The organism is Roseateles agri, assembly GCF_034043675.1.
Lineage (GTDB): Bacteria > Pseudomonadota > Gammaproteobacteria > Burkholderiales > Burkholderiaceae_C > KK5.
The window spans coordinates 386,855-411,832 of record NZ_JAXCLA010000005.1; the positions used below are offsets into that span (position 1 = coordinate 386,855).

Genomic DNA, 24,978 nt, shown 5'->3' on the forward strand with positions numbered 1-24,978 from the left:
GATGGCAGCAGTACACACCCTCTCCAACCGCGCCGGCCTCCGCTTCGAACTCGACGCCGGCCACGGCGCCGCACGCCGCCTGCTGGCCGGCGATGCCCAGCAGCCGCTGATGCTCAACCTCTTCCCCGGCAACGCGATCGAAGGCGGGCCGGCCAATGTCTGGCTGCGCCGCCGCGTGGCCGGCGGCAACTGGCAATCGGTGCCGCTGTTCGGCCCGCGTTCGCCGCTGGGCATCCACACGGCGGACGACGCGCTGGCGCTAACCCTCAGCGGCAGCTGGCAGGGCCTCTCCGTGCTCGCCCAGTGGCGGCTGGCGGAGGACGCGGCCGCCTGGTTCTGGCACGTCCGCATCGAGAACCGCGGCAGCGCCCCCTGCGAAACCAGCCTGATGCTGGTGCAGGACGTCGGCCTCGCCAGCCCGCAGACGATTGCGGTCAACGAGTTCTACGTCAGCCAGTACATCGACTGGCAGCCGCTGGCCGACGACGACCGTGGCTGGCTCTTGGCCGCGCGCCAGAACCAGGCCCAGCGCGGGCTCTATCCCTGGCTGATGCTGGGCTCGCTGGGCCATGCGATCTCCTTCGGGACCGACGCGCTGCAGTTCCACGCCAAGGCGCTGCACGAAGACCGCGAACCGCCCGCGCTGCAGCAGGGCCTGCCCGGCAAGCGGCTCCAGCACGAGCACTCGTTCGGCCTGCTGGAAGACGCGACCTACACCTTGGTGTCCGGTGCCGTCTGGCAGGGCGGCTTCTTCGGCGCGCTGCTGCCGCAGCACGAGGCGGCCAGCGGCGACGCGGACCGCGTGCTCGCCGCCGGCGCGCTTGCACTGCCCGAAGCTGCCGGGCCGGCTGCCGTGACGGGCGCCGCCCACGCCATCGCGCCCGCCGCCCTCGCGTCGCTGGCGATGCTGCCGACCCGCGATCTGCGCGATGACGAGATCGGCGCGCTGTTCGGCTCCGAGCGCCAGCAGACCGAGCACGGCACGGACGGCCGGCTGCTGTCCTTCTTCCAGGCCGAGGCGCGCCACGTCGTGCTGCGCGCCAAGGAACTGCTGGTCGACCGGCCGCACGGCCACGTGCTGCGCGCCGGGCAACACCTGACCCCTGACGAGCGCGCACTGACCAGCACCTGCTGGATGGGCGGCATCTTCCACTCGATGCTGACCCAGGGCCACGTGAAGCTGGGCCGCATGCTGTCCACCCAGCGCGGCATGCTGGGCTTCTACCGCAGCCAGGGTCTGCGCGCCTGGGTGCGTGCCGCCGACGGCGACGCCTGGCAGGTGCTGGGCCTGCCCTCGACCTTCGTGATCGAACCGCAGGGCTGCCACTGGCTCTACGCCCATGCCGGCGGCCTCATCGAGGTCAGCAGCAGCGCCGGCGACACGCCCGAGCGCATGGCGCTGACGCTGCGCGTGCTGGAAGGCGAGGCCCTGCAGTTCACCTTGAGCCTCGATGCCCGCAACGATGACGACGACTCCGGCCCCGGCCTGCCGCTGGGCGCCAGTGCCTGCCCTGGCGGCTGGCGCCTCAGTGCGCCGGCCAGCAGCGAACTCGCCAAGCGCCTGCCCGGCGCAGCGCTGCGACTGGAGGCGACGGCCGAATCCGTCGCGCTGGACGGTCTGTTCGGCCTGCGCTTCGCCGCCACGCGCGAAGCGCACCTGAGCCTGATCGCCGAACAGTCCGCCGCCGACCTCGACGCCAAGCCGCAGATCGGCCTGCCGGCCCTGCCGGCCTTGAGCGGCCCTGCCGAGGCCGCACCGCTGGCGACGATGCTGCCCTGGCTGGCGCAGAACGCCCTCGTCCACTACCTCGCGCCGCGCGGCCTGGAGCAGTACTCCGGCGGCGGCTGGGGCGTGCGCGACGTGTGCCAGGGTCCGCTGGAGATGCTGCTGGCGCTGGGCCGCACGGCGCCCGTGCGCGACCTGCTGGTGCGCGTCTTCAGCGCGCAGAACGCTGATGGCGACTGGCCGCAGTGGTTCATGTTCTTCGCCCGCGACGCCGAGATCCGCGCCGGCGACTCGCACGGCGACATCGTCTTCTGGCCGCTGCTGGGCGTGGCCCGCTACCTGATCGCCAGCGGCGACGCCACGCTGCTGGACGAGCCCCTGCCCTATCACGACGCGCCGGCCGAGCCGCTGCGCGCCCACATGCGGCGCGCGCTGAACCTGATCGCGCGCCGCATGATCCCGGGCCGCGGCCTCGTGGCTTATGGCCATGGCGACTGGAACGACGCGCTGCAGCCGGCCGACCCGGCGCTGCGCGAATCGCTGTGCAGCGCCTGGACCGTCACTCTGCATGCCCAGATGCTGACGACCTTGGCCGAGGCCTACGAGCACCTGGATCTGGCGACGGACGCCGCCGGGCTGCGCGCCCAGGCGGACGAAGTCAAGGCCGCCTTCCAGCGCGAGCTGGTTCGCGACGGCATCGTCACCGGCTATGCGCACTTCCCGCCGGGCGGCGACAGCGCACTGTGGATCCACCCGAGCGCGCCCACCGCCGGCCTGCACTACAGCCTGCTGCCGATGATGCATTCGGTGCTGGAGAACCTGCTGACGCCCGCGCAGGCCGCCGCCCAGGCCGATGCCATCGACCGCCACCTGCAGGGCCCCGACGGCGCACGCCTGTTCGACGCCCCGCTGCCCTATCACGGCGGCCTGATGACGCGCTTCCAGCGCGCCGAGTCGAGCAGTTTCTTCGGCCGCGAGATCGGCATCATGTACATGCATGCCCACCTGCGCTGGGCGCAGATGCTCGCGCACCTGGGCCGTGCCGATGCGTTCTGGCGCGCGCTGAACCTGGCGCATCCGATCCTGATCCGTGACCGCGTGCCGAGCGCCGGGCCGCGCCAGGCCAACTGCTACTACTCCAGCTCGGACGCCGCCTTTGCCGACCGCTACGAGGCCCACGCCGACTACGGCCGCGTGGCCCAGGGCAGCGTGCAGCTCGACGGCGGCTGGCGCGTCTATTCCAGCGGTCCGGGCATCATGCTGTCGCTGGTGATCAACCACCTGCTGGGCCTGCGGCTGGAGCAGGACACGCTGCTGATCGACCCGGTGATGCCGCAGGAGCTGGCCGGCCTGCGCGCCCGCGTGGCGCTGGCGGACTTCACGCTGGAGCTGCACTACCAGCCGGGCCCGCAGGGCGCGGGCGTGACGGAACTGATCGACGCACAGGGCCAGGTCTTGCCGTTCACGCGGCGCGACCATCCGTACCGGCCCGGCGCCGTGGCGATCGCTCGGCCGGCGGCGGGGAGCGTGTTGCAGGTCGAGGTGCGGACGAACTGACCGCCCTGTTGCTCATGGGCGCCAGCGGTCCGTGCTGACCAGGAACTCTTTCTCTACCTGGCGCCTCAAGCGCTCGATGTCACCCTGCTTCTGCATCTGCGCCAGCACGTCGCCCAGGCGCACCGCCAGCGCCGCGTGGCGCTGGTGCAGATAGCCGTAGACATCGACGGTGCCGAGCACGCCGGCTCGGGCGAGCGGCAAGGTGGCGAGTTCGGCATCGACAAGCGCGGACAAGATCGTCAGCTCCTCGTCGATGTAGAGATCGCTGCGGCCCAGCGCCACCATCTTGAGGCCGCGATCGGTCTCGGGCAGGCCGATCAGCCGGTTCACCGGCAGCACACGCGGCAGCTGCGTGGACGTCGTGTAGACGCCGGCCTTGTACGCCACCACGCCCTTGAAGTCCTTCAGGCTGTCCCAGCTCGAGATGGGCGGCAGCTCGCCGCGGCGCCCGACGGCCACGTAGGTGACCTCGAACAGCGGCACCCGCAGGCGCAGGATGTTCTTCGACGAATCGGCGTAGCTCAGCGGCCGGCCGCCCTCGCCGTCAATGCTGCCGCGATCCAGCTCGACGCTGGCGCGCGCGGCCGGGTAGTCGACGAAAGCGATGTCGCGCCCGACCCGCGCGAAAGCCTCGCGGTAGATCAGGCGCTGCCAGCGGCCGAGGAACTGCGTCTCGGGGCGGATCATCGCGAACACCAGCGGGCGCTCTTCGGCGTTCGCCTGTGCCACGGCTGCTGCGCTGCACAGCAGGCCCGCAATGGCGTCGCGCCGGTTCATCACCTCACCCCAGCGCCGCCACCACCTCGGGTGGCGCCTGCACCAGCTCGATCAGCACGCCCTCGCCCGCGATCGGGAATTCGTCATTGCTCTTCGGATGGATGAAGCAGATGTCGAAACCCGCCGCACCCTTGCGGATGCCGCCCGGCGCGAAGCGCACGCCGTTCTCCGTCATCCACTCGACGGCCTTGGTCAGGTCGTCCACCCAGAGGCCCACGTGATTCAGCGGCGTCGCGTGGACCGCCGGCTTCTTCTCGGGATCGAGCGGCTGCATCAGGTCGACCTCGACCTTGTGCGCCCCGCTGCCGATCGCGCAGATGTCCTCGTCCACGTTCTCGCGCTCGGAGACGAAGTTGCCGGTGACCTCCAGGCCCAGCACGTCGACCCAGAGCTTGCGCAGTCGCGTCTTGTCGGGGCCTCCGATGGCGATCTGCTGGATACCAAGGATTCGGTAAGGCTTCATGCGAACCTCAAGATCGGTTGATCGACCGCCAGGCTTTCACCGACCTTCGCATCGATCGCGGCCACGACGCCATCGCGCTCCGCCACCAGGATGTTCTCCATCTTCATCGCCTCGATCACCGCCAGCCGCTCGCCGGCCGTGACCTGCTGGCCGACGGCCACCGCCACCTGGGCCAGCAAGCCCGGCATCGGCGAGAGCAGCATCTTGCTGGTGTCCGGCGGCGCCTTGAAGGGCATGATCGCCAGCAGCTCGGCCGCGCGCGGGCTCAGCACATTGGCGACGACCGAACGGCCGCCGTGCTGGATGCGGTAGGCCAGCGGGTTCTTGGCCGTGCCACGGTCGGCTTGCGCGGTGAAGGGCCTGCCGTTGACGGTTCCGCTCAGCACGATGTCGTTCAGGCGCGAGAGGCAAGTGATCTGGTAGCTCCTGCCGTCGACGTTCACGGTGGCCTCACCCAGCGCGCCGGCGTACTCGGCAATGTGGATCGCATGGCGCCGCGCCTTGCCGCCGCCCTCGTTGACGACGGCCACATAGTCGCTCTCGATCTTCACCTCGTGGCCCGGCAGCTGGCCGCTGATGCCGGCCTCGCGCTCGCGCGCCTTGCGGCGGATGAAGCCGGCCAGCGCGATCAGGAACAGCGGGTCTTCGTGCGGCACGTCCTCGGCCTTGAAGCCGCCAGCGTAGTGCTGGGCGATGAAGCCGGTGTTGAAGTTGCCGCTCTGGAAATCCGGATGCGCCAGCAGCGCGGACTGGAACGGGATGTTGCTGCTGATGCCGCGGATCACGAAGCCGTTCAGCGCCTCGCGCATCTTCGCGATGGCCTCGGCGCGGTCCTTCCCGTGGACGATCAGCTTGGCGATCATCGAGTCGTAGAACATCGGGATCTCGCCGCCTTCGTAGACGCCGGTGTCCACGCGCACGCCATGGCGCTCGGGCTCGCCCTGCACCATCGTCACCGCCGGCGGCTGGTACTTCACCAGGCGGCCGGTGGACGGCAGGAAGTTGCGGAACGGATCCTCGGCATTGATGCGGCACTCGATCGCCCAGCCATCGCGCTTGATGTCTTCCTGCTTGAAGGACAGCGGCTCGCCGGCCGCGACGCGGATCATCTGCTCGACCAGGTCCAGCCCGGTGATGCATTCGGTGACCGGATGCTCCACCTGCAGCCGCGTGTTCATCTCCAGGAAGTAGAAGCCCTGGTCCTTGCCGACGACGAACTCCACCGTGCCGGCGCTCTGGTACTTCACCGCCTTGGCCAGCGCCACCGCCTGTTCGCCCATCGCCTTGCGCGTGGCATCGCTGATGAAGGGCGACGGCGCCTCCTCGATCACCTTCTGGTGGCGACGCTGGATCGAGCACTCGCGCTCGAGCAGGTAGACGACGTTGCCCTGGCTGTCGCCCAGCACCTGGATCTCGATGTGGCGCGGCTCCTCGACGAACTTCTCCATGAAGACGCGGTCGTCGCCGAAGCTGTTGCGCGCCTCGTTGCGGCAGGAGCTGAAGCCCTCGAAGCATTCCTTGTCGTTGAAGGCCACGCGCAGGCCCTTGCCGCCGCCGCCCGCGCTGGCCTTGATCATCACCGGATAGCCGATGCCCTTGGCGATCTCCACCGCCTGCTCCGGCGACTGGATCGGCTCGTTGAAGCCGGGGATCGTGTTGACCCTGGCTTCGCTCGCCAGCTTCTTCGAGGCGATCTTGTCGCCCATCGCAGCGATCGAGTAGTGCTTGGGGCCGATGAAGACGAGCCCCTCTTCCTCCACCCGACGGGCGAAGTCCTCGTTCTCCGACAGGAAGCCGTAGCCGGGGTGGATCGCCTCGGCGCCGGTGCTCTTGGCCGCGGCGATGATCTTGTCGGCGACGAGGTAGGACTCGCGCGAAGGCGCCGGGCCCAGCAGCACGGATTCGTCGGCCAGCTCGACGTGGCGGGCGTCCTTGTCCGCCTCCGAATAGACGGCGACGGTGGCGATGCCCATCTTGCACGCGGTGGCGATCACGCGGCAGGCGATTTCACCGCGGTTGGCGATCAGGATTTTCTTGAACATGTTCTGTATCTCCTAACGCCTGATCAGAGCGGAATGTTGCCGTGCTTGCGCCACGGGTTCTCGAGCTTCTTGTCTTTCAGCATCACCAGCGAGCGGCAGATGCGCTTGCGGGTCTCGTGCGGCTGGATCACGTCGTCGATGAAGCCGCGCGCGCCGGCCACGAAGGGGTTAGCGAAGCGGGCCTTGTATTCGGCCTCGCGGGCGGCCAGCTTGACCGGGTCGTTCTTGTCCTCGCGGAAGATGATCTCCACCGCGCCCTTGGCGCCCATCACGGCGATCTCGGCATTGGGCCAGGCGAAGTTGACGTCGCCGCGCAGGTGCTTGGAGGCCATCACGTCGTAGGCGCCGCCGTAGGCCTTGCGGGTGATCACGGTCACCTTGGGCACCGTGCATTCGGCGTAGGCGTAGAGCAGCTTGGCGCCGTGCTTGATGATGCCGCCGTACTCCTGGGCAGTGCCGGGCATGAAGCCGGGCACGTCCACGAAGGTGATCACGGGGATGTTGAAGGCATCGCAGAAGCGCACGAAGCGCGCGGCCTTGATGCTGCTCTTGATGTCCAGGCAGCCGGCCAGCACCAGCGGCTGGTTGGCGACGATACCGACCGTCTGGCCTTCCATGCGGGCGAAGCCGGTGATGATGTTCTTCGCGTACTCGGGCTGCAGCTCGAAGAAGTCACCGTCGTCGACCGTCTTGAGCAGCAGCTCCTTCATGTCGTAGGGCTTGTTCGGGTTCTCGGGCACCAGCGTGTCCAGCGAGAAGTCGAGCCGCGCGGCCGGGTCACCGCTGGCGCGCGTCGGCGCCTTCTCGCGGTTGTTCAGCGGCAGGTAGTTGAAGAAGCGGCGCAGCATCAGGATGGCCTCGACATCGTTATCGAAGGCCAAGTCCGCCACGCCGCTCTTGGCGCTGTGCGTGGAGGCGCCGCCCAGTTCCTCGGCCGTCACTTCCTCGTGCGTCACCGTCTTCACCACCTCGGGGCCGGTGACGAACATGTACGAGGAGTCCTTCACCATGAAGATGAAGTCGGTCATCGCGGGCGAATAGACCGCACCGCCGGCGCAGGGTCCCATGATCATGCTGATCTGCGGGATCACGCCGGAGGCCATCACATTGCGCTGGAACACATCCGCGTAGCCACCGAGGGAGGCCACGCCTTCCTGGATGCGCGCGCCGCCCGAGTCGTTGAGGCCGATCACCGGGGCGCCGACCTTCATCGCCTGGTCCATCACCTTGCAGATCTTCTCCGCATGCGCCTCGGACAGCGCACCGCCGAACACCGTGAAGTCCTGGCTGTAGCTGAAGGCCAGGCGGCCGTTGATCATGCCGTAGCCGATCACGACGCCGTCGCCGGGGATCTTGTTGTCGGCCATGCCGAAGTCCACGCAGCGGTGCTCGACGAACATGTCCCACTCTTCGAAGGTGCCGTCGTCGAACAGCAGCTCGAGCCGCTCGCGCGCGGTCAGCTTGCCCTTGGCGTGCTGGGCGGCGATGCGCTTCTCGCCGCCGCCGAGACGGGCCTTCGCGCGCATCTCTTCGAGGCGCTGTTGGATGTCATGCATGAGAGGTGTCTCCGGAGGAAAACTTGTTCAACAGCAGGCGGGCTGCCGTGGACGGTGCCAGCGTACCGCCAAGGACCTGCGATGTGATGTCGGCCAGCACCGCGCGCACCGCGGGGGCCTGGGAAAACTGCTGGCGCAGGCCGGCGTGGATGCGGTCCCACATCCAGGCCTGCGCCTGGTGCTGGCGCTTGTGGGCGAGGCGGCCGTTGGCGGTCTCCAGCGCGCGGTACTCGCCGACGGCGTTCCAGAACTGATCCAGTCCCTGCGATTTCAGGGCACTGAGCTGCATCACGCGCGGGTGCCAGGTCTTGCCCTCGTGCGGATCGTGGCCATGGAAGCCGTAGAGCCGCAGCGAGGACGTGATCTGCGCCTGCGCGCGCGTGGCGGCGGCGGCGTCGATGTCGGCCTTGTTGATGACGATCAGGTCGGCCAGCTCCATCACCCCCTTCTTGATCGCCTGCAGGTCGTCGCCGGCATTGGGTAGCTGCAGCAGGCAGTACATGTCCGTCATGCCGGCCACGGCCGTCTCGCTCTGGCCGACGCCGACCGTCTCGACGATGACGACGTCGTAGCCCGCCGCCTCGCAGACCAGCATCGCCTCGCGCGTCTTCTCGGCCACGCCGCCCAGCGTGCCGCCGCTGGGGCTGGGGCGGATGTAGGCGCGTTCGTCCATCGACAGACGCTCCATGCGCGTCTTGTCGCCGAGGATGGAGCCGCCGGAAACGCTGCTGGACGGATCGACCGTCAGCACCGCCACCCGGTGGCCCCGCTCGATCAGGAACAGGCCCAGCGCCTCGATGAAGGTGCTCTTGCCCACGCCGGGCACGCCGGAGATGCCAAGGCGCAGGGACTTGCCGGTGTGCGGCAGCAGTTCGGTCAGCAGCGCATCGCCCTCCGCGCGATGGTCCGCGCGGGTTGATTCCAGCAAGGTGATGGCCTTGGCGATGGCGCGGCGCTGGCCGGCGAGGATGTCCTCGATGCGGATCATCGCGGTGCGCTCCAGCGGTACTGGATGTCGAACTCTTCCTCGGCGATCGGCACGAAGCCCTCGCGCAGGTAGAAGCGGTTCGCGTCGCTCTGCTTCAGCGCATGCAGCACGACGTCCCGGCCATGGCTCTTCACCCAGGCCATGGCCCAGGCGCCGGCGCCGCAGCCCTGCTCGCCCGGCCGCAGGTAGAGATGCTTCAGGTTCAGCAGTTCGCCCTCGGGCAGCAGGGTCAGGAAGCCGATGCGATCCGCGCCGCGGCAGATGTGCCGCATGCAGGACGGATCGAAGCCATCCGCCAGGCGCGCGCGCGAGCGCTCGGGGTCGAAACGGCCGAGCCGCTCCAGGCTTTCGCGCATCGCGGCCATGCGCAGTTCGTGCAGTGCATCGAAATCTTCGGAGCGGACGGGTTCAAGGCTCAGCATCGGGAGCATTCTGAGGTCTGCCCGATCAAGCCACCGCCATCCGAATCTGCTCCAGCACGTCCTTCGCGCTCGCCGGGATCGGCGTGCCGGGGCCGTAGATGCCTTTGACGCCGGCCTCGTACAGGTAGTCGTAGTCCTGCGCCGGGATCACGCCGCCGACGAAGACGATGATGTCGTCCGCGCCCTGCTCGCGCAGCGCCTTGATGATGGCCGGCACCAGGGTCTTGTGACCAGCGGCCAAGGTGGACACGCCGACCGCGTGGACGTCGTTCTCGATCGCCTGACGGGCGCATTCCTCGGGCGTCTGGAACAGCGGGCCCATGTCGACGTCGAAGCCGAGGTCGGCGTAGGCGGTGGCCACGACCTTGGCGCCGCGGTCATGGCCGTCCTGGCCCAGCTTGGCGATCATCACGCGCGGGCGGCGGCCCTGGTCATCCGCGAAGAGCTTGATCTCGTCCTGCAGCTTGGCCCAGCCTTCGGCCGAGTCGTAGGCCGCGGCATAGACGCCGCTGACCTTCTGCGTGTCGGCGCGGTGGCGGCCGAACTCGGCCTCCAGCGCATCGCTGATCTCGCCGACGGTGGCGCGCAGCCGGATCGCCTGGATCGACAGGTCGAGCAGATTGCCTTGGCCGGCCTTCGCGGCCTCGGTCAGCGCGGCCAGGGCGGCGGCCACCGCCGTCGCATCGCGGGTGGCCTTGATCGTCTTGAGCCGCTCGATCTGCCCATCGCGCACCTTGACGTTGTCCACGTCGAGGATCTCGATCGGGTCCTGCTTCGCGAGCTTGTATTTGTTGACGCCGACGATCACGTCCTTGCCCGAATCGATGCGCGCCTGCTTCTCGGCCGCGCTGGCCTCGATCTTCAGCTTGGCCCAGCCGGAGTCGACGGCCTTGGTCATGCCGCCCATCGCCTCGACCTCTTCGATGATGGACCAGGCCTTGTCCGCCATGTCCTGCGTCAGCTTCTCCATCATGTAGCTGCCGGCCCAGGGGTCGACGACGTTGGTGATGTGGGTCTCTTCCTGGATGATCAACTGCGTGTTGCGGGCGATGCGCGACGAGAACTCCGTCGGCAGGGCAATCGCTTCATCGAGCGAATTCGTGTGCAGGCTCTGCGTGCCGCCGAAGACCGCCGCCATCGCCTCGATGGTGGTGCGCACGACGTTGTTGTATGGGTCCTGCTCGGTCAGGCTCCAGCCCGAGGTCTGGCTGTGCGTGCGCAGCATCAGGCTCTTCGGGTTCTTCGCATCGAAGCCCTTCATGATCCGGCACCACAGCAGGCGCGCGGCCCGCATCTTGGCGATCTCCAGATAGAAGTTCATGCCCACAGCCCAGAAGAAGGACAGCCGGCCGGCGAAGTCGTCCACGTCCATCCCCTTGGCGATGGCCGTCTTCACATACTCCTTGCCGTCCGCCAGCGTGAAGGCCAGTTCCAGCGCCTGGTTCGCGCCGGCCTCCTGCATGTGATAGCCGCTGATGCTGATCGAGTTGAACTTCGGCATGTTCTTGGCCGTGTACTCGATGATGTCGCCGATGATCTTCATCGACGGCTCCGGCGGGTAGATATAGGTGTTGCGGACCATGAACTCCTTGAGGATGTCGTTCTGGATCGTTCCGCTCAGCTGCGCCTGCGAGACGCCCTGCTCCTCCGCCGCCACCACGTAGCCGGCCAGAACCGGCAGCACGGCACCGTTCATCGTCATCGAGACCGAGACCTTGTCCAGCGGGATGCCGTCGAACAGGATCTTCATGTCCTCCACCGAATCGATCGCCACGCCGGCCTTGCCGACGTCACCCGTCACGCGCGGGTGGTCGCTGTCGTAGCCGCGGTGCGTGGCCAGGTCGAAGGCCACCGACACGCCCTGCCCACCGGCGGCCAGCGCGCGGCGGTAGAAGGCATTGCTCTCCTCGGCGGTGGAGAAGCCGGCGTACTGGCGGATCGTCCACGGCCGCACCGCATACATCGTGGCCTGCGGGCCGCGCAGGAAGGGCTCGAAGCCGGGCAGCGTGTCGGCATTGGGCAGGCCGGCGGTGTCGGCCGCCGTGTACAGCGGCTTGACCGTGAGGCCCTCGGGCGTCGTCCAGTTCAGCGCCGACACATCGCCGCCGGGTGCGGACTTGGCCGCAGCCTTCAGCCACTGTTCCATCGTGACCGGCGCGAATTCCTTCGAGGACGCTTTTGAGGACGAATCAGACATGGAGCACTCCTGTAACGCGCCGCATCATAGCCGATGAATTATTCATAATTATAAATTCAGATCGCCTGCAGATCGTCTTACACTGGCGCCGCCATGAGCGCACCGACCGTCTCCGCCGACCCCAACGCCGCCACCTCCCTGGCGCCGCGCGCCCTCTATCAAGAGGTGGCGGAGCGGCTGCGCCAGCGGATCTTCGGCCGCGAGCTGGAGCCCGGGAGCTGGATCGACGAACTGAAGCTCTGCGCCGAGCTGGGCATCAGCCGCACGCCGCTTCGCGAGGCGCTGAAGGTGCTGGCCGTCGAGGGCCTGGTGACGATGAAGGTGCGCCGCGGTGCCTATGTCACCGAGATGTCCGAGCGCGACGTGCGCGAGGCCTACCAGCTGCTGGGCCTGCTGGAAAGCGACGCCGCCGCCCAGGTGGCCCGCCAGGTGAGCGACGCCCAGGTCGCCGAGCTGCAGGCGCTGCACAACGAACTGGAGAGCCAGGTCGGCCAGCGTGACGCCTTCTTCGCCACCAACGAGCGCTTCCACTTGCGCCTGCTGGAGATCGAAGGCAACCGCTGGCGCCAGCAGATCATCAACGACCTGCGTCGCGTGATGAAGCTGAACCGTCATCACTCGCTGTTCGCCCAGGGCCGGCTCGCCGACTCGGCCGCCGAGCACGCCGAGCTGATGGCGGCCATCGCCCGCCGGGAGCCCGAATCCGCCGCCCGGCTGATGCGCCTGCATTTCGAGAACGGCCTCGATGCCGCCGTCCGGCGCGGCAACCCTAGCGATAGCTAAGACCCGCCTCGGCGCCATCGCGCAATCCCCTGCGCCGGTGCTAACGCCGAGTTCACGTGGACAAGTTCACGTGTGCCGGTTCGTTACATTTATGAAACAAGGCGGCAAAGGAACACTTTTTGGGAAGATTCGGCAAGTCCCTAGAACCGTAGCATCCCGCTACCCTGAATCCGCCGTGCGTCCCGATGTCGTACCTCGCCAACGGCCCTGAAGCCACCTCCCGGCCCCGTCCTACGCGGATTCGGCCTGCCGTCCTACGGAACTTTTCCGCACTTCTCGCGCAGGTGAACGAACTTCCCTCAAGTTTGGGGGGCGCTGTCCGAAATACCGATGAACGAGCAAAGGCCTATCTGTGCCCTGTCCATGCCGGACCGGTAACAACAGTAAGCAGTTGTTTGGAATATGAGGGCCTGGATTCGCCGATTTCCTGACGGATCCATCACAAGACAGACACGTGTGCCGCCCAGGGAGGGCGAGTCGCGCGAACGGTACGCACAAAACTTTTACTGAGCGAGCTCCAAATGGCTTCAATCATCACCAGCCTGACCACCGCGCAGATCGCCCAGCTGTCGACCTCGACACTGGCGCACCTGACTTCGGCCGACTGGGCTGCGTTCAGTACCGACCAGATCCAGGCACTGACCTCCTCCCAGGTCGGCAGCCTGACCTCGGCGGCCTTCAGCTTCATCAATACCCAGCAGTTCGGCGCGTTCGTCTCGCAGGACCTGATGGCGATCAACACGCTGGCGCTGAAGACGCTCAGCAGCGGCCAGCTCGGCGCGCTGGGCTCCGACCAGGTCGGCGCCTTCAAGACCTCGCAGATCCAGGCGCTGACGACCGCGCAGATCGCCGCCATGGGCAGCGACACGCTGAACGCCCTGACCAGCAGCCAGATCCCCGCGCTGACCAGCGCCCAGATCGGCTCGATCGGCACGTCCCAGATCAGCACGATGACGACCGAGGACATCGTTGCCCTCGGCTCCTCCGGCATCAAGGCACTGAAGTCCAGCCAGATCGGCGCGCTGACGACCGACGGCATCGTCGCCCTGACGACGGCCCAGGCCGCCGCGCTGACCTCCGCGCAGGTCGCGGGCCTGAAGAGCGATCAGATCGCCAACCTACAGACGGACGACCTGCGCGCGCTGAACAGCGCCGCGCTGCGCTCGCTGGGCAGCGCCCAGCTCGCCGCACTCGACAGCGACCAGGTCGGCGCGCTGACGACCGCCCAAGTCCAGCAACTGACCACCGCCCAGATCGCCGGCCTCGGCAGCGATGACCTGAACGCGCTGACCAGCGGCCAGATCGCCGTGCTGACCAGCGCCCAAGTGGCCTCGATCGGCACCGCGCAGATCGCCACGATGACGACGGAAGACGTCGTCGCTCTCGGCTCCGCCGGCGTCAAGGCACTGGGCTCCGCGCAGATCCATGCGCTGACCACCGACGACATCGTTGCCCTGACCACCGGCCAGGCCGCCGCACTCAGCTCGGCCCAAGTACAGGGCCTGACGACCGACCAGCTCGCCAATCTCGGTACCGACGATCTGCGTGCCCTGAACAGCGCCGCCCTGCGTTCGCTGACGAGCGCCCAGCTTGCCGCGCTGGACAGCGACCAGATCGGCGCACTGACCACCGCCCAGGTCCAGCAGCTGACCACCGCGCAGATCGCCGGCCTCGGCAGCGACGACCTGAACGCGCTGACCAGCGGCCAGATCGCCGTGCTCACCAGCGGCCAGATCGCCGCCATCGGCACCGCCCAGATCGCCACGATGACGACCGAAGACGTCGTCGCCCTCGGCTCCGCCGGCATCAAGGCACTGGGCTCGGCCCAGGTCCATGCGCTGACCACCGATGACATCGTCGCCCTGACCACCGGCCAGGCCGCCGCACTGAGTTCCGCCCAGGTCCAAGGCCTGACGACCGACCAGATTGCCAACCTCGGCACCGACGACCTGCGCGCACTGAACAGCGCCGCGCTCCGCTCGCTGGGCAGCGCCCAGCTCGCCGCACTCGGCAGCGACCAGGTCGGTGCGCTGACGACGGCCCAGGTCCAGCAACTGACCACCGCCCAGATCAACAGCCTCGGCAGCGACGACCTGAACGCCCTGACCAGCGGCCAGATCGCCGTGCTGACCAGCGCCCAGGTGGCCTCGATCGGTACCGCGCAGATCGCCACAATGACGACGGAAGACGTCGTCGCCCTCGGCTCCGCCGGCATCAAGGCGCTGAACTCGGCGCAGATCCACGCACTGACCACCGACGACGTCGTTGCCCTGACCACCGGCCAGGCCGCAGCACTCAGCTCCGCCCAGGTGCAAGGCCTGACGACCGACCAGCTCGCCAACCTCGGCACCGATGACCTGCGTGCGCTGAACAGCGCCGCCCTGCGCTCGCTGGGCAGCGCACAGCTGGCCGCGCTCGACAGCGACCAGGTCGGCGCGCTGACCACCGCTCAGGTCCAGCAGCTGACCACCGCTCAGATCGCAGGCCTCGGCAGCGACGACCTGAACGCCCTGACCAGCGGCCAGATCGCCGTGCTCACCAGCGCCCAGATCGCCGCCATCGGCACCGCGCAAGTGGCCACGATGACGACCGAAGACGTCGTCGCCCTCGGCTCCGCCGGCATCAAGGCCTTCAGCTCCAACCAGATCCACGCGCTGACGACGGACGACATCGTCGCCCTGACGACGGGCCAGGCCGCCGCGCTCAGCTCCGCCCAGGTGCAGGGCCTGACGACCGACCAGCTCGCCAACCTCAGCACCGACGACCTGCGTGCGCTGAACAGCAACGCCCTGCGTAGCCTCGGCAGCGCCCAGCTCGGCGCGCTCGACAGCGACCAGATCGGCGCGCTGACCACCGCCCAGGTCCAGCAGTTGACCACCGCCCAGATCCACGGCCTCGGCAGCGACCAGTTGAACGCGCTGACCAGCGGCCAGATCGCCGCGCTGACCAGCGCCCAGATCGGCTCTATCGGCACTGGCCAGATCGCCACGATGACGACAGAAGACGTCGTCGCTCTCGGCTCCGCCGGCATCAAGGCGCTGGGCTCGGCCCAGATCCATGCGCTGACCACCGACGACATCGTCGCGCTCACCACCGGCCAGGCGGGGGCGCTCAGCTCCGCCCAGGTGCAGGGCCTGTCCACCGACCAGCTCGCCAACATCGGCACCGATGACCTGCGCGCACTGAACAGCGCTGCCCTGCGCAGCCTGAGCAGCGCCCAACTGGCTGCGCTCGACAGCGACCAGATCGGCGCGCTAACGACCAGCCAAGTCCAGCAGCTGACCACGGCCCAGATCGCCGGCCTGGGCAGCGATGACCTGAACGCCCTGACCAGCGGCCAGATCGCTGTGCTCACCAGCGCGCAGATCGCCGCCATCGGCACCGCGCAGATCGCCACGATGACGACCGAAGACGTCGTCGCCCTCGGCTCCGCCGGCATCAAGGCACTGAACTCGGCGCAGATCCACGCGCTGACGACCGACGATGTCGCCAACCTCGGCACCGCCCAGACTGCGGTCCTGACCTCCGCCCAGGTGCAGGGCCTAACGACCGATCAGGTGCACGCGCTGACGACCGACGAGTTGCGCTCGCTGTCCAGCGGCGCGCTGCGCGGCCTGTCCACGGCCCAGATCGCCGCGCTGAGTTCCGACCAGATCGGCTCGCTGACCTCGGCGCAGATCGCCCAGCTGACGACGGCACCGCAGGTCGCCGGCCTCGGCAGCGATTCGCTGAACGCGCTGACCAGCAGCCAGATCGCCGCGCTGACCAGCGCCCAGATCGCTGCCATCGGCACCTCGCAGATCGCCACGATGACCACCGAGGACCTGCAGGCCTTCGGTTCCGCCGGCATCAAGTCCTTCAGCGCCAACCAGATCGGCGCGCTGACGACCGACGGCATCGTCGCCCTGACCACGGCCCAAGCCGCCGTGCTGAGCTCCGCCCAGGTCGCGGGCCTGAAGAGCGACCAGATCGCCAACCTGCAAACGGATGACCTACGCGCGCTGAACAGCGCCGCCCTGCGCAGCCTGGGCAGCGCCCAGCTCGCCGCGCTCGACAGCGACCAGATCGGCGCGCTGACGACCGCTCAGGTCCAGCAGCTCACCACCGCTCAGATCGCCGGCCTCGGCAGCGATGACCTGAACGCGCTGACCAGCGGCCAGATCGCCGTGCTGACCAGCGCACAGATCGCCGCCATCGGCACCGCCCAGATCGCCACGATGACGACCGAAGACGTCGTCGCCCTCGGCTCGGCAGGCGTCAAGGCGCTGGGCTCCGCCCAGGTCCATGCACTGACCACCGACGACATCGTCGCCCTGACCACCGGCCAGGCGGCGGCTCTCAGCTCTGCCCAGGTGCAGGGCCTGACGACCGACCAGATTGCCAACATCGGCACCGATGACCTGCGTGCGCTGAACAGCGCCGCCCTGCGCTCGTTGGGCAGCGCGCAACTCGCCGCGCTCGACAGCGACCAGATCGGCGCGCTGACCACCGCCCAGGTGCAGCAGCTGAGCACGGCGCAGATCAACAGCCTCGGCAGCGACGACCTGAACGCCCTGACCAGCGGCCAGATCGCTGTGCTGACCAGTGCACAGATCGCCGCCATCGGCACCGCGCAAGTGGCCACGATGACGACCGAGGACGTGGTGGCGCTCGGCTCTGCCGGCATCAAGGCTTTCGGCTCCGCGCAGATCCATGCGCTGACCACCGACGACATCGTCGCGCTCACCACCGGCCAAGCGGCCGCGCTCAGCTCTGCCCAGGTGCAGGGCCTGACGACCGACCAGATCGCCAACATCGGCACCGATGACCTGCGTGCACTGAACAGCGCTGCGCTGCGCTCGCTGAACAGCGCTGCGCTGGCCGCGCTGGGCAGCGATCAAGTCGAGGCCCTGACGACCGCGCAGGTGCAGCAGCTCACTACCGCTCAGATCGCCGGTCTCGGCAGCGATGACCTGAACGCCCTGACCAGCGGCCAGATCGCCGTGCTGACCAGCGCCCAGATCGCCGCCATCGGCACCGCGCAAGTGGCCACGATGACAACGGAAGACGTCGTCGCCCTCGGCTCCGCCGGCATCAAGGCTCTCAGCTCCAATCAGATCCACGCGCTGACGACGGATGACGTCGTCGCGCTGACCACCGCGCAGGCCGCAGCACTCAGCTCGGCCCAGGTGCAGGGCCTGACGACCGACCAGCTCGCCAACCTCGGCACCGACGACCTGCGTGCTCTGAACAGCGCTGCCCTGCGCTCGTTGGGCAGTGCTCAGCTTGCCGCGCTGGACAGCGACCAGATCGGGGCGCTGACGACTGCCCAGGTGCAGCAGCTCACCACGGCTCAGATCGCCGGCCTCGGCAGCGATGACCTGAACGCGCTGACCAGCGGCCAGATCGCCGTGCTGACCAGTGCCCAGATCGCCGCCATCGGCACTGCGCAGATCGCCACGATGACGACGGATGACGTCGTCGCCCTCGGCTCCGCCGGCATCAAGGCTCTCAGCTCCAATCAGATCCACGCTCTGACGACGGATGACGTCGTCGCGCTCACCACCGCGCAAGCCGCCGCGCTCAGCTCGGCCCAGGTGCAAGGTCTGACGACCGACCAACTCGCCAACCTCGGTACCGACGACCTGCGTGCGCTGAACAGCGCTGCCCTGCGCAGCCTGGGCAGTGCCCAGCTCGCCGCGCTGGACAGCGACCAGATCGGTGCGCTGACGACCGCTCAGGTGCAGCAGCTCACCACCGCGCAGATCGCCGGCCTGGGCAGCGATGACCTGAACGCCCTGACCAGCGGCCAGATCGCCGTGCTGACCAGCGCCCAGATCGCCGCCATCGGCACCGCCCAGATCGCCACGATGACGACCGAAGATGTCGTCGCCCTCGGCTCGACCGGCATCAAGGCACTGGGCTCTGCGCAGATCCATGCACTGACGACGGACGACATCGTCGCCCTGACCACCGGCCAGGCCGCTGCGCTCAGCTCCGCTCAGGTTCAAGGTCTGACGACCGACCAACTCGCCAACATCAGCACCGACGATCTGCGCGCGCTCAACAGCGCCGCCCTGCGCAGCCTCGGCAGCGCGCAGTTGGCCGCACTCGACAGCGACCAGATCGGCGCACTGACAACTGCGCAGGTGCAGCAGCTCACCACCGCTCAGATCGCCGGCCTCGGCAGTGATGACCTGAACGCGCTGACCAGCGGTCAGATCGCCGTGCTGACCAGCGCGCAGATCGCCGCCATCGGTACCGCGCAGATCGCCACGATGACCACCGAGGATGTGGTGGCGCTCGGCTCGACCGGCATCAAGGCGCTGAACTCGGCGCAGATCCACGCGCTGACGACGGATGACGTCGTCGCGCTGACGACCGCGCAAGCCGCCGCGCTCAGCTCGGCGCAGGTGCAAGGCTTGTCGACCGACCAGCTCGCCAACATCAGCACCGACGACCTGCGCGCCTTGAACAGCGCCGCCCTGCGCAGCCTGGGCAGCGCCCAGCTTGCCGCGCTGGACAGCGACCAGATCGGTGCCCTGACGACTGCACAAGTCCAGCAGCTCACCACGGCGCAGATCGCCGGCCTGGGCAGCGATGACCTGAACGCCCTGACCAGCGGCCAGATCGCTGTGCTGACCAGCGCTCAGATCGCCGCCATCGGCACTGCGCAAGTGGCCACGATGACGACGGAAGACGTCGTCGCCCTCGGCTCCGCTGGCATCAAGGCCTTCAGCTCCAACCAGATCCACGCGCTGACGACCGATGACGTCGTTGCTCTGACGACCGCGCAAGCCGCCGCGCTCAGCTCGGCCCAGGTGCAAGGTCTGACGACCGACCAACTCGCCAACATCAGCACCGACGACCTGCGTGCGCTGAACAGCGCGGCCCTGCGCAGCCTCGGCAGCGCCCAGCTCGCCGCGCTCGACAGCGACCAGATCGGCGCGCTGACCACGGCCCAGGTGCAGCAGCTGACCACCGCCCAGATCGCCGGCCTCGGCAGCGACGACCTGAACGCCCTGACCAGCGGCCAGATCGCCGTGCTGACCAGCGCCCAGATCGCCGCCATCGGCACCGCGCAGATCGCCACAATGACGACCGAAGACGTCGTCGCCCTCGGCTCCGCCGGCGTCAAGGCACTGGGCTCCGCCCAGGTCCATGCGCTGACCACCGATGACATCGTCGCGCTGACGACCGCTCAGGCTGCCGTGCTCAGCTCCGCGCAAGTGCAAGGCCTGACGACCGACCAGATCGCCAACCTCGGTACCGACGACCTGCGTGCCATCAACAGCGCCGCCCTGCGCAGCCTCGGCAGCGCGCAACTGGCCGCACTCGACAGCGACCAGATCGGCGCGCTGACGACCGCGCAGGTCCAGCAGCTGACCACGGCACAGATCGCCAACCTCGGCAGCGATGACCTGAACGCCCTGACCAGCGGCCAGATCGCCGTGCTGACCAGCGCCCAGATCGCCGCCATCGGTACCGCCCAGATCGCCACGATGACGACCGAAGACGTCGTCGCCCTCGGCTCCGCCGGCGTCAAGGCTTTGGGCTCCGCGCAGATCCACGCGCTGACCACCGACGACATCGTTGCGCTGACGACCGCGCAGGCCGCCGTGCTCAGCTCCGCCCAGGTGCAGGGCCTGACGACCGACCAGGTCGCCAACATCGGCACCGACGACCTGCGCGCCATCAACAGCGCCGCGCTGCGCAGCCTGGGCACCGCCCAGCTCGCCGCGCTCGACAGCGACCAGATCGGCGCGCTGACCACCGCCCAGGTGCAGCAGCTGACCACGGCGCAGATCAACAGCCTCGGCAGCGACGACCTGAACGCCCTGACCAGCGGCCAGATCGCCGTGCTGACCAGCGCCCAGATCGCGGCCATCGCCACGGCCCAGGTCGCCACGATGACGACCGAGGACGTGGTGGCACTCGGCTCCGCCGGCATCAAGGCGATGAGCACGAGCCAGATCGCTGCGTTGACGACCGATGACATCGTCGGCCTGACGACCGCGCAGGCCGCCGCGCTGAACTCCGCCCAGCTGGGTGGCATGACGACGGACCAGATCCACAACATCGGTACGTCCGACCTGCAGGCGATCACCAGTGCCGCGCTGAAGGGCATGACCACCGCGCAGTTCGCGGCAATGACCTCCGACCAGATGGGCGCGCTGACCAGCGCCCAGATCGCCGGCCTGGGCACCGCCCAGATCAGCGGCATGACCACCGACGCGCTGAACGCGTTCACGTCCACGCAGTTCTCCGGACTGTCGACGACGCAGCTCGCTTCGCTGACCACCACCCAGGTCGCGAACCTGGAAACGGCGGACCTGCAGGCGATCGGCTCGACCGGCATCAAGGCCTTCGGCTCCGGCCAGATCGGCGCGCTGTCGACGGACGGCATCGTCGCCCTGACCAGCGCCCAGGTCGGCGCGCTGAGCACGGCCCAGGTGACGGGCCTGACGACCAACCAGATGCAGGCCATCGGCACCGATGACATCGCCGCACTGAGCACCAACGCGGTCCACGCGCTGAGCACGGCACAGGTCGGCGCGCTGACCTCCGACCAGACCGGCCAGCTGACCGGCAACCAGGTCGGGGCGATGACATCGGGCCAGATCGGCGCGATGAGCACGGGCACCCTGGACGCCATGGGCACGGCAGCGTTCGCCGCCATGACCAGCGCGCAGATAGCCGGCCTCACGACCGACCAGATGGCCAACCTGGAGACCGACGACCTGCGGGCGATGACCCTGTTCGGCATCCGCGCCCTCAACAGCGCGCAGTTGGACGCGCTCGGCAGCACGCAGATCCAGTCGCTGACCAACCTGCAGGTGCAGTGGCTCAGCACGGCGCAGATCGCCAAGATGAGCACCGACGACGTCGAGGCCTTCACGTCGAGCCAGATCCTGGCGATGACGACGAGCCAGATCGGCGCGCTGACGTCCGACCAGTTCGCGACGCTGTCGACCGACTCGCTGCACGGCCTCAGCACCGGCGCGATCCGCGCGCTGACCGCGGGTGACCTGCACGCGCTGGGCTCCGACCAGATCGCCTCGCTGACCAGCACGCACATGAGCCTGCTGAACAGCGCGCAGATCCAGGGCATCGACACGGCCGACATCGCCGCGATCAGCACCGACGCCATCCACGCTCTGAACACGGCCGCCCTGCACAGCATGACGACCGATCAGATCCATGCGATGACCAGCGATCAGATCAGCTCGATGTCCTCGAGCCAGCTGATCTCGCTGACGACGGGCCACATCCAGGCATTCACGACCGACGACATCCACGCCCTGACGACGGCGCAGATCGCCACCTTCACGTCCGCGCAGATCGGCGCGATGACGACCGACCACTTCCTCACGATGGGCTCGGCCGACATCACCGCACTGACGACGGCGCAGATCGCCGGCCTCACGACGGCGGACATGTCGGTGATGACCAGCGACCAGATCATGGGCTTCGAGGTGGCGGACATCGCCAAGCTGGACATGAACCAGGCGAACGCGCTGGTGGCCAACACCACGGCGATGAGCGCGATGAACGGCCAGCAGCTCGATGCGCTGTTCCTGACCTCGCCGATCGTGCTGGACCTGGACGGCAACGGCATCCACACGCTGTCGGCCAGCAACGGCGTCAACTTCGACCTGAACAACACCGGCAACGCGCAGAAGTACGGCTGGGTGGGCAGCGGTGACGGCCTGCTGGCGATCGACCTGAACAACGACGGGAAGATCAACACGGGTGCGGAACTGTTCGGCACGGGCACGGTGCTCGCCAACGGCCAGCACGCGGCCAACGGCTACCAGGCCATGGCCGCACAGGACACCAACCACGACGGTGCGCTGACCGCCGCCGACGCACACTTCAATCAGCTGCGCGTCTGGGTCGACGCCAACCACGACGGCAAGACCGACGCGGGCGAGCTGAAGTCGATGGCGGACCTGGGCATCGTCGAGCTGGACCTGAACGCGAAGGCCTCGACCGCGACCGACAACGGCAACCTGGTGGGCTTGATCTCCGGCTACAAGACGGCCGACGGCGTCACCCACCAGATGGCCGACGTCTGGTTCGCCAAGGACGTGCAGCCGCAGACCAGCAGCGACACCGCCAGCAGCAAGGTGAGCCTGGGCGACGTGCTGGCCTCGCCGACGACCACGGCACTGCCAGGCGCCGCCGACCACGCGGCCGCCGCTGACCACGCCGCGGCAACCGCCGCCACAGCTGCCGCCACCACCACGGCCACGTCGCACCAGGCCCTGCTGGAGCAGAAGCTGCTGCAGGAAGAGGAAGAGCACAAGCAGCGCAGCAACCTCAACCCGCTGGTCTGATCGATCAGGAGCGCTTGAGCGAAACGGGCCCGGTTTTTACCGGGCCCGTTTTTCTTGGCGTCTCGCTGCCACAACGCCGCGAGAGCCAATCTCGCAGGTCGGCGCCGGCAGGCAATCAACTACAAACATAGTTGACAACCCGGCTGCGATTGATATTCTTCAACTATAGAAATAGTTGAAGAGGCCGATCACATGAAAGTTTCACTGACAGACCGTGAAGCCAACTTGATGCAGGTGCTGTGGGATCGCGGGCCGTCCCTGGTGTCGGAAGTGCGTGATGCCTTGTCGGACCCACTGGCCTACAACACCGTGCTGACAGTGCTTCGAACCTTGGAGAGCAAGGGCTATGTCGGCCACGAAGAGGAAGGCCGAGGACACCGCTACTTCGCGAGCGTCAAGCAGCAGGCCGCGCGCAAGAGCGCCCTACGGCACCTGACCGACAAGTTGTTCAACGGCTCGAGCGAACTGCTGTTCGCTCAACTTGTCACGGACAAGAAGTTGAGCACAGAACAGATCCAACGCATGCGCAAGCTGTTGAACGAGGCGACGGGCGACGGAGAAGCGTCATGATGGCCTGGGCGCTCTATGCCGTGCTTGTCGCAATGCTGATGGGGATCGCGGCCTGGATGGCGGAACGGTCGATGCGCCGCCAGGGCAAGGCGAGTCGCTGGGTTTGGCTGGCCTCCCTGATCGCGTCGGGCGCCTTGGCCGTGCTCGGATTACAGCCCGAGTGGTCTGAATTGCACTCGCCCGCCGTAGACACGCCATCCACCACGCGACAGGCACCAGACGCGCGCATGCGGGTCCCCGATCCGATCTTGCGCGTTCAGGCACAGGTCGAACGCCAGGTGCAAGTCCGGGCGCTGCAGATCAGTGAATTGCCTGGGTCCCGCTTCGTCGCCGCTGCTGGCTACGTCGGCCTCTCCGGTCTGATGGCCGCTGCGCTGGCCTGGAATGCCTGGACCCTGCGAAGGCGCATGCAGCAGTGGCGTGCGGCAATGTTGCTCGGCACACCCGTGCTGGTGGCTCCCGACGCCGGTCCGGCCGTAGTGGGCCTCCTTCGTCCGCGCATCGTGGTGCCGCAGTGGCTGCTGGACGCCACGGCATCGCAGCAGCGTCTGGTGCTTGCCCACGAGCAAGCCCACCTGGATGCGCGAGATCCCTTCTGCCTGGCAGCCGTGCTGATCTTGCTCGTCGCCATGCCATGGAATCTGCCCTTGTGGTGGCAGGTGAGCCGCCTGCGCCGCGCTATGGAAGTGGACTGCGACGCACGAGTGCTCGCTCAGGGCCATTCCTTGCGGTCCTATGGAGAACTGCTTCTTGCCGTGGGCCAGCGCCAGTCGGTTCGGCTGGGACTTTCCAGTTCGATGTCGACAAGCACGTCATTTCTCGAGCAAAGGCTGACCCTCATGTTCAAGCAACGAGGCCCCTCGCTGGCCGGACGCGTGGCTGCGTTTTCATTGGCAAGCCTGGCCCTGAGCCTGGCGGCTGCGGCCACTCAAATGGATCCTCCGGGGACGGCTTTGGTCCTGTCACCCGAGGCACTGACGGCACTGGATGGCGACTACCAGACCGCGGAACAGGAAGTGCTCCATGTCAGCCACGAAGGTCAACGCCTGTTCGTGCAGAGCACCGGTCGTCCGCGCGTGGAATGGCAGGCTCGCAGCGGCGGCGAGTTCGTCGCGCTGAACGGCCGACAGCGCGCCAGGGCACAGTACGACAGTGAAGGTCACGTGAGCCTGCTGAAGCTGCATCTTCACGGCATCGACCTGAGCGCCCAACGGATCTCAGAAGCTCAAGCGCTGAGAATTGCGGATGGGGTCGCGGCGCGGATTCGCAAGCAGACGGCATCGCCGGGCACTGAGGCAGCCGTGAGACGCTTCTTTACCCAGATTCTGATGAAGCCCGCGAATCTCGACGGCCTGAGCCCTCTCATGATCGCCGGCGTGCGGGAGCAGAACGAACGTTTGCGCCCGCAATTCGGCAAGCTCGGTGCGGTCCAGTCCGTCGAGTTCGCCGGCGTCTCGGAAACCGGCTACGACAAGTACCTGATGCGCTGCGAGCACGGCAGCGTGCTCTGGGACATCCTGCTCGACGCTGACGGCACCATCGCGCGAGTGAACTTCACCTTCCCGAATCTCTGAAACG

Annotated in this window: 12 protein-coding genes; 5 read left to right on the forward strand and 7 right to left on the reverse strand. The window is 67.9% G+C overall.

Going from position 1 to position 24,978, the window contains the following annotated elements:
• Position 1: 1 nt before the first annotated feature.
• Complete coding sequence (locus tag SNE35_RS17275) at positions 2–3,283, forward strand: GH36-type glycosyl hydrolase domain-containing protein (protein WP_320424171.1); 3,282 nt, start codon at positions 2–4, stop codon at positions 3,281–3,283.
• A 12-nt stretch (positions 3,284–3,295) separates the two neighbouring features.
• Here the strand turns inward: SNE35_RS17275 and SNE35_RS17280 are convergent, their stop codons facing one another.
• From SNE35_RS17280 to scpA, 7 genes are read right to left on the reverse strand one after another with little or no spacing between them, the layout of a single operon-like run.
• The gene (locus SNE35_RS17280; RefSeq protein WP_320424172.1) at positions 3,296–4,060 is read right to left on the reverse strand and encodes a substrate-binding periplasmic protein; all 765 of its coding nucleotides are present in this window, start codon (positions 4,058–4,060) and stop codon (positions 3,296–3,298) included.
• Positions 4,061–4,064: 4 nt separating this feature from the next.
• Positions 4,065–4,523 carry a VOC family protein gene (locus SNE35_RS17285; protein ID WP_320424173.1) on the reverse strand — a complete coding sequence of 153 codons (459 nt, stop codon included), beginning with the start codon at positions 4,521–4,523 and terminating at the stop codon, positions 4,065–4,067.
• Complete coding sequence (gene accC / locus SNE35_RS17290) at positions 4,520–6,565, reverse strand: acetyl-CoA carboxylase biotin carboxylase subunit (protein WP_320424174.1); 2,046 nt, start codon at positions 6,563–6,565, stop codon at positions 4,520–4,522. The genes SNE35_RS17285 and accC overlap by 4 nt, the downstream gene beginning before the upstream one ends.
• A 23-nt stretch (positions 6,566–6,588) precedes the next feature.
• Positions 6,589–8,121 (reverse strand): acyl-CoA carboxylase subunit beta, encoded by a 1,533-nt coding sequence (locus tag SNE35_RS17295; RefSeq protein ID WP_320424175.1) that lies wholly within the window; start codon positions 8,119–8,121, stop codon positions 6,589–6,591.
• On the reverse strand, positions 8,114–9,109 hold the full coding sequence (meaB, locus tag SNE35_RS17300; protein WP_320424176.1) for a methylmalonyl Co-A mutase-associated GTPase MeaB: 996 nt from the start codon (positions 9,107–9,109) through the stop codon (positions 8,114–8,116). Before meaB ends, SNE35_RS17295 begins: the two co-directional genes overlap by 8 nt.
• Positions 9,106–9,531, reverse strand: a complete 426-nt coding sequence (locus SNE35_RS17305; protein ID WP_320424177.1) for a GNAT family N-acetyltransferase — start codon at positions 9,529–9,531, stop codon at positions 9,106–9,108. Before SNE35_RS17305 ends, meaB begins: the two co-directional genes overlap by 4 nt.
• Before the next feature lie 25 nt (positions 9,532–9,556).
• Positions 9,557–11,728, reverse strand: coding sequence for a methylmalonyl-CoA mutase (gene scpA / locus SNE35_RS17310; RefSeq protein WP_320424178.1), 2,172 nt, complete (start codon positions 11,726–11,728; stop codon positions 9,557–9,559).
• A 93-nt stretch (positions 11,729–11,821) separates the two neighbouring features.
• On the opposite strand from scpA, the gene SNE35_RS17315 reads away from it, so the two are divergent.
• The 4 genes from SNE35_RS17315 (at position 11,822) to SNE35_RS17330 (ending at position 24,974) form a co-directional block, all read left to right on the forward strand.
• Complete coding sequence (locus SNE35_RS17315) at positions 11,822–12,511, forward strand: GntR family transcriptional regulator (protein ID WP_320424179.1); 690 nt, start codon at positions 11,822–11,824, stop codon at positions 12,509–12,511.
• 521 nt (positions 12,512–13,032) lie between these two features.
• Positions 13,033–22,830, forward strand: coding sequence for a beta strand repeat-containing protein (locus SNE35_RS17320; protein ID WP_320424180.1), 9,798 nt, complete (start codon positions 13,033–13,035; stop codon positions 22,828–22,830).
• Positions 22,831–23,022: 192 nt separating this feature from the next.
• A complete protein-coding gene (locus tag SNE35_RS17325; RefSeq protein ID WP_320424181.1) occupies positions 23,023–23,400 on the forward strand; it encodes a BlaI/MecI/CopY family transcriptional regulator in 378 nt (125 codons plus the stop codon).
• On the forward strand, positions 23,397–24,974 hold the full coding sequence (locus SNE35_RS17330) for a M56 family metallopeptidase (protein ID WP_320424182.1): 1,578 nt from the start codon (positions 23,397–23,399) through the stop codon (positions 24,972–24,974). Before SNE35_RS17325 ends, SNE35_RS17330 begins: the two co-directional genes overlap by 4 nt.
• The last annotated feature ends 4 nt before the right edge of the window (positions 24,975–24,978 follow it).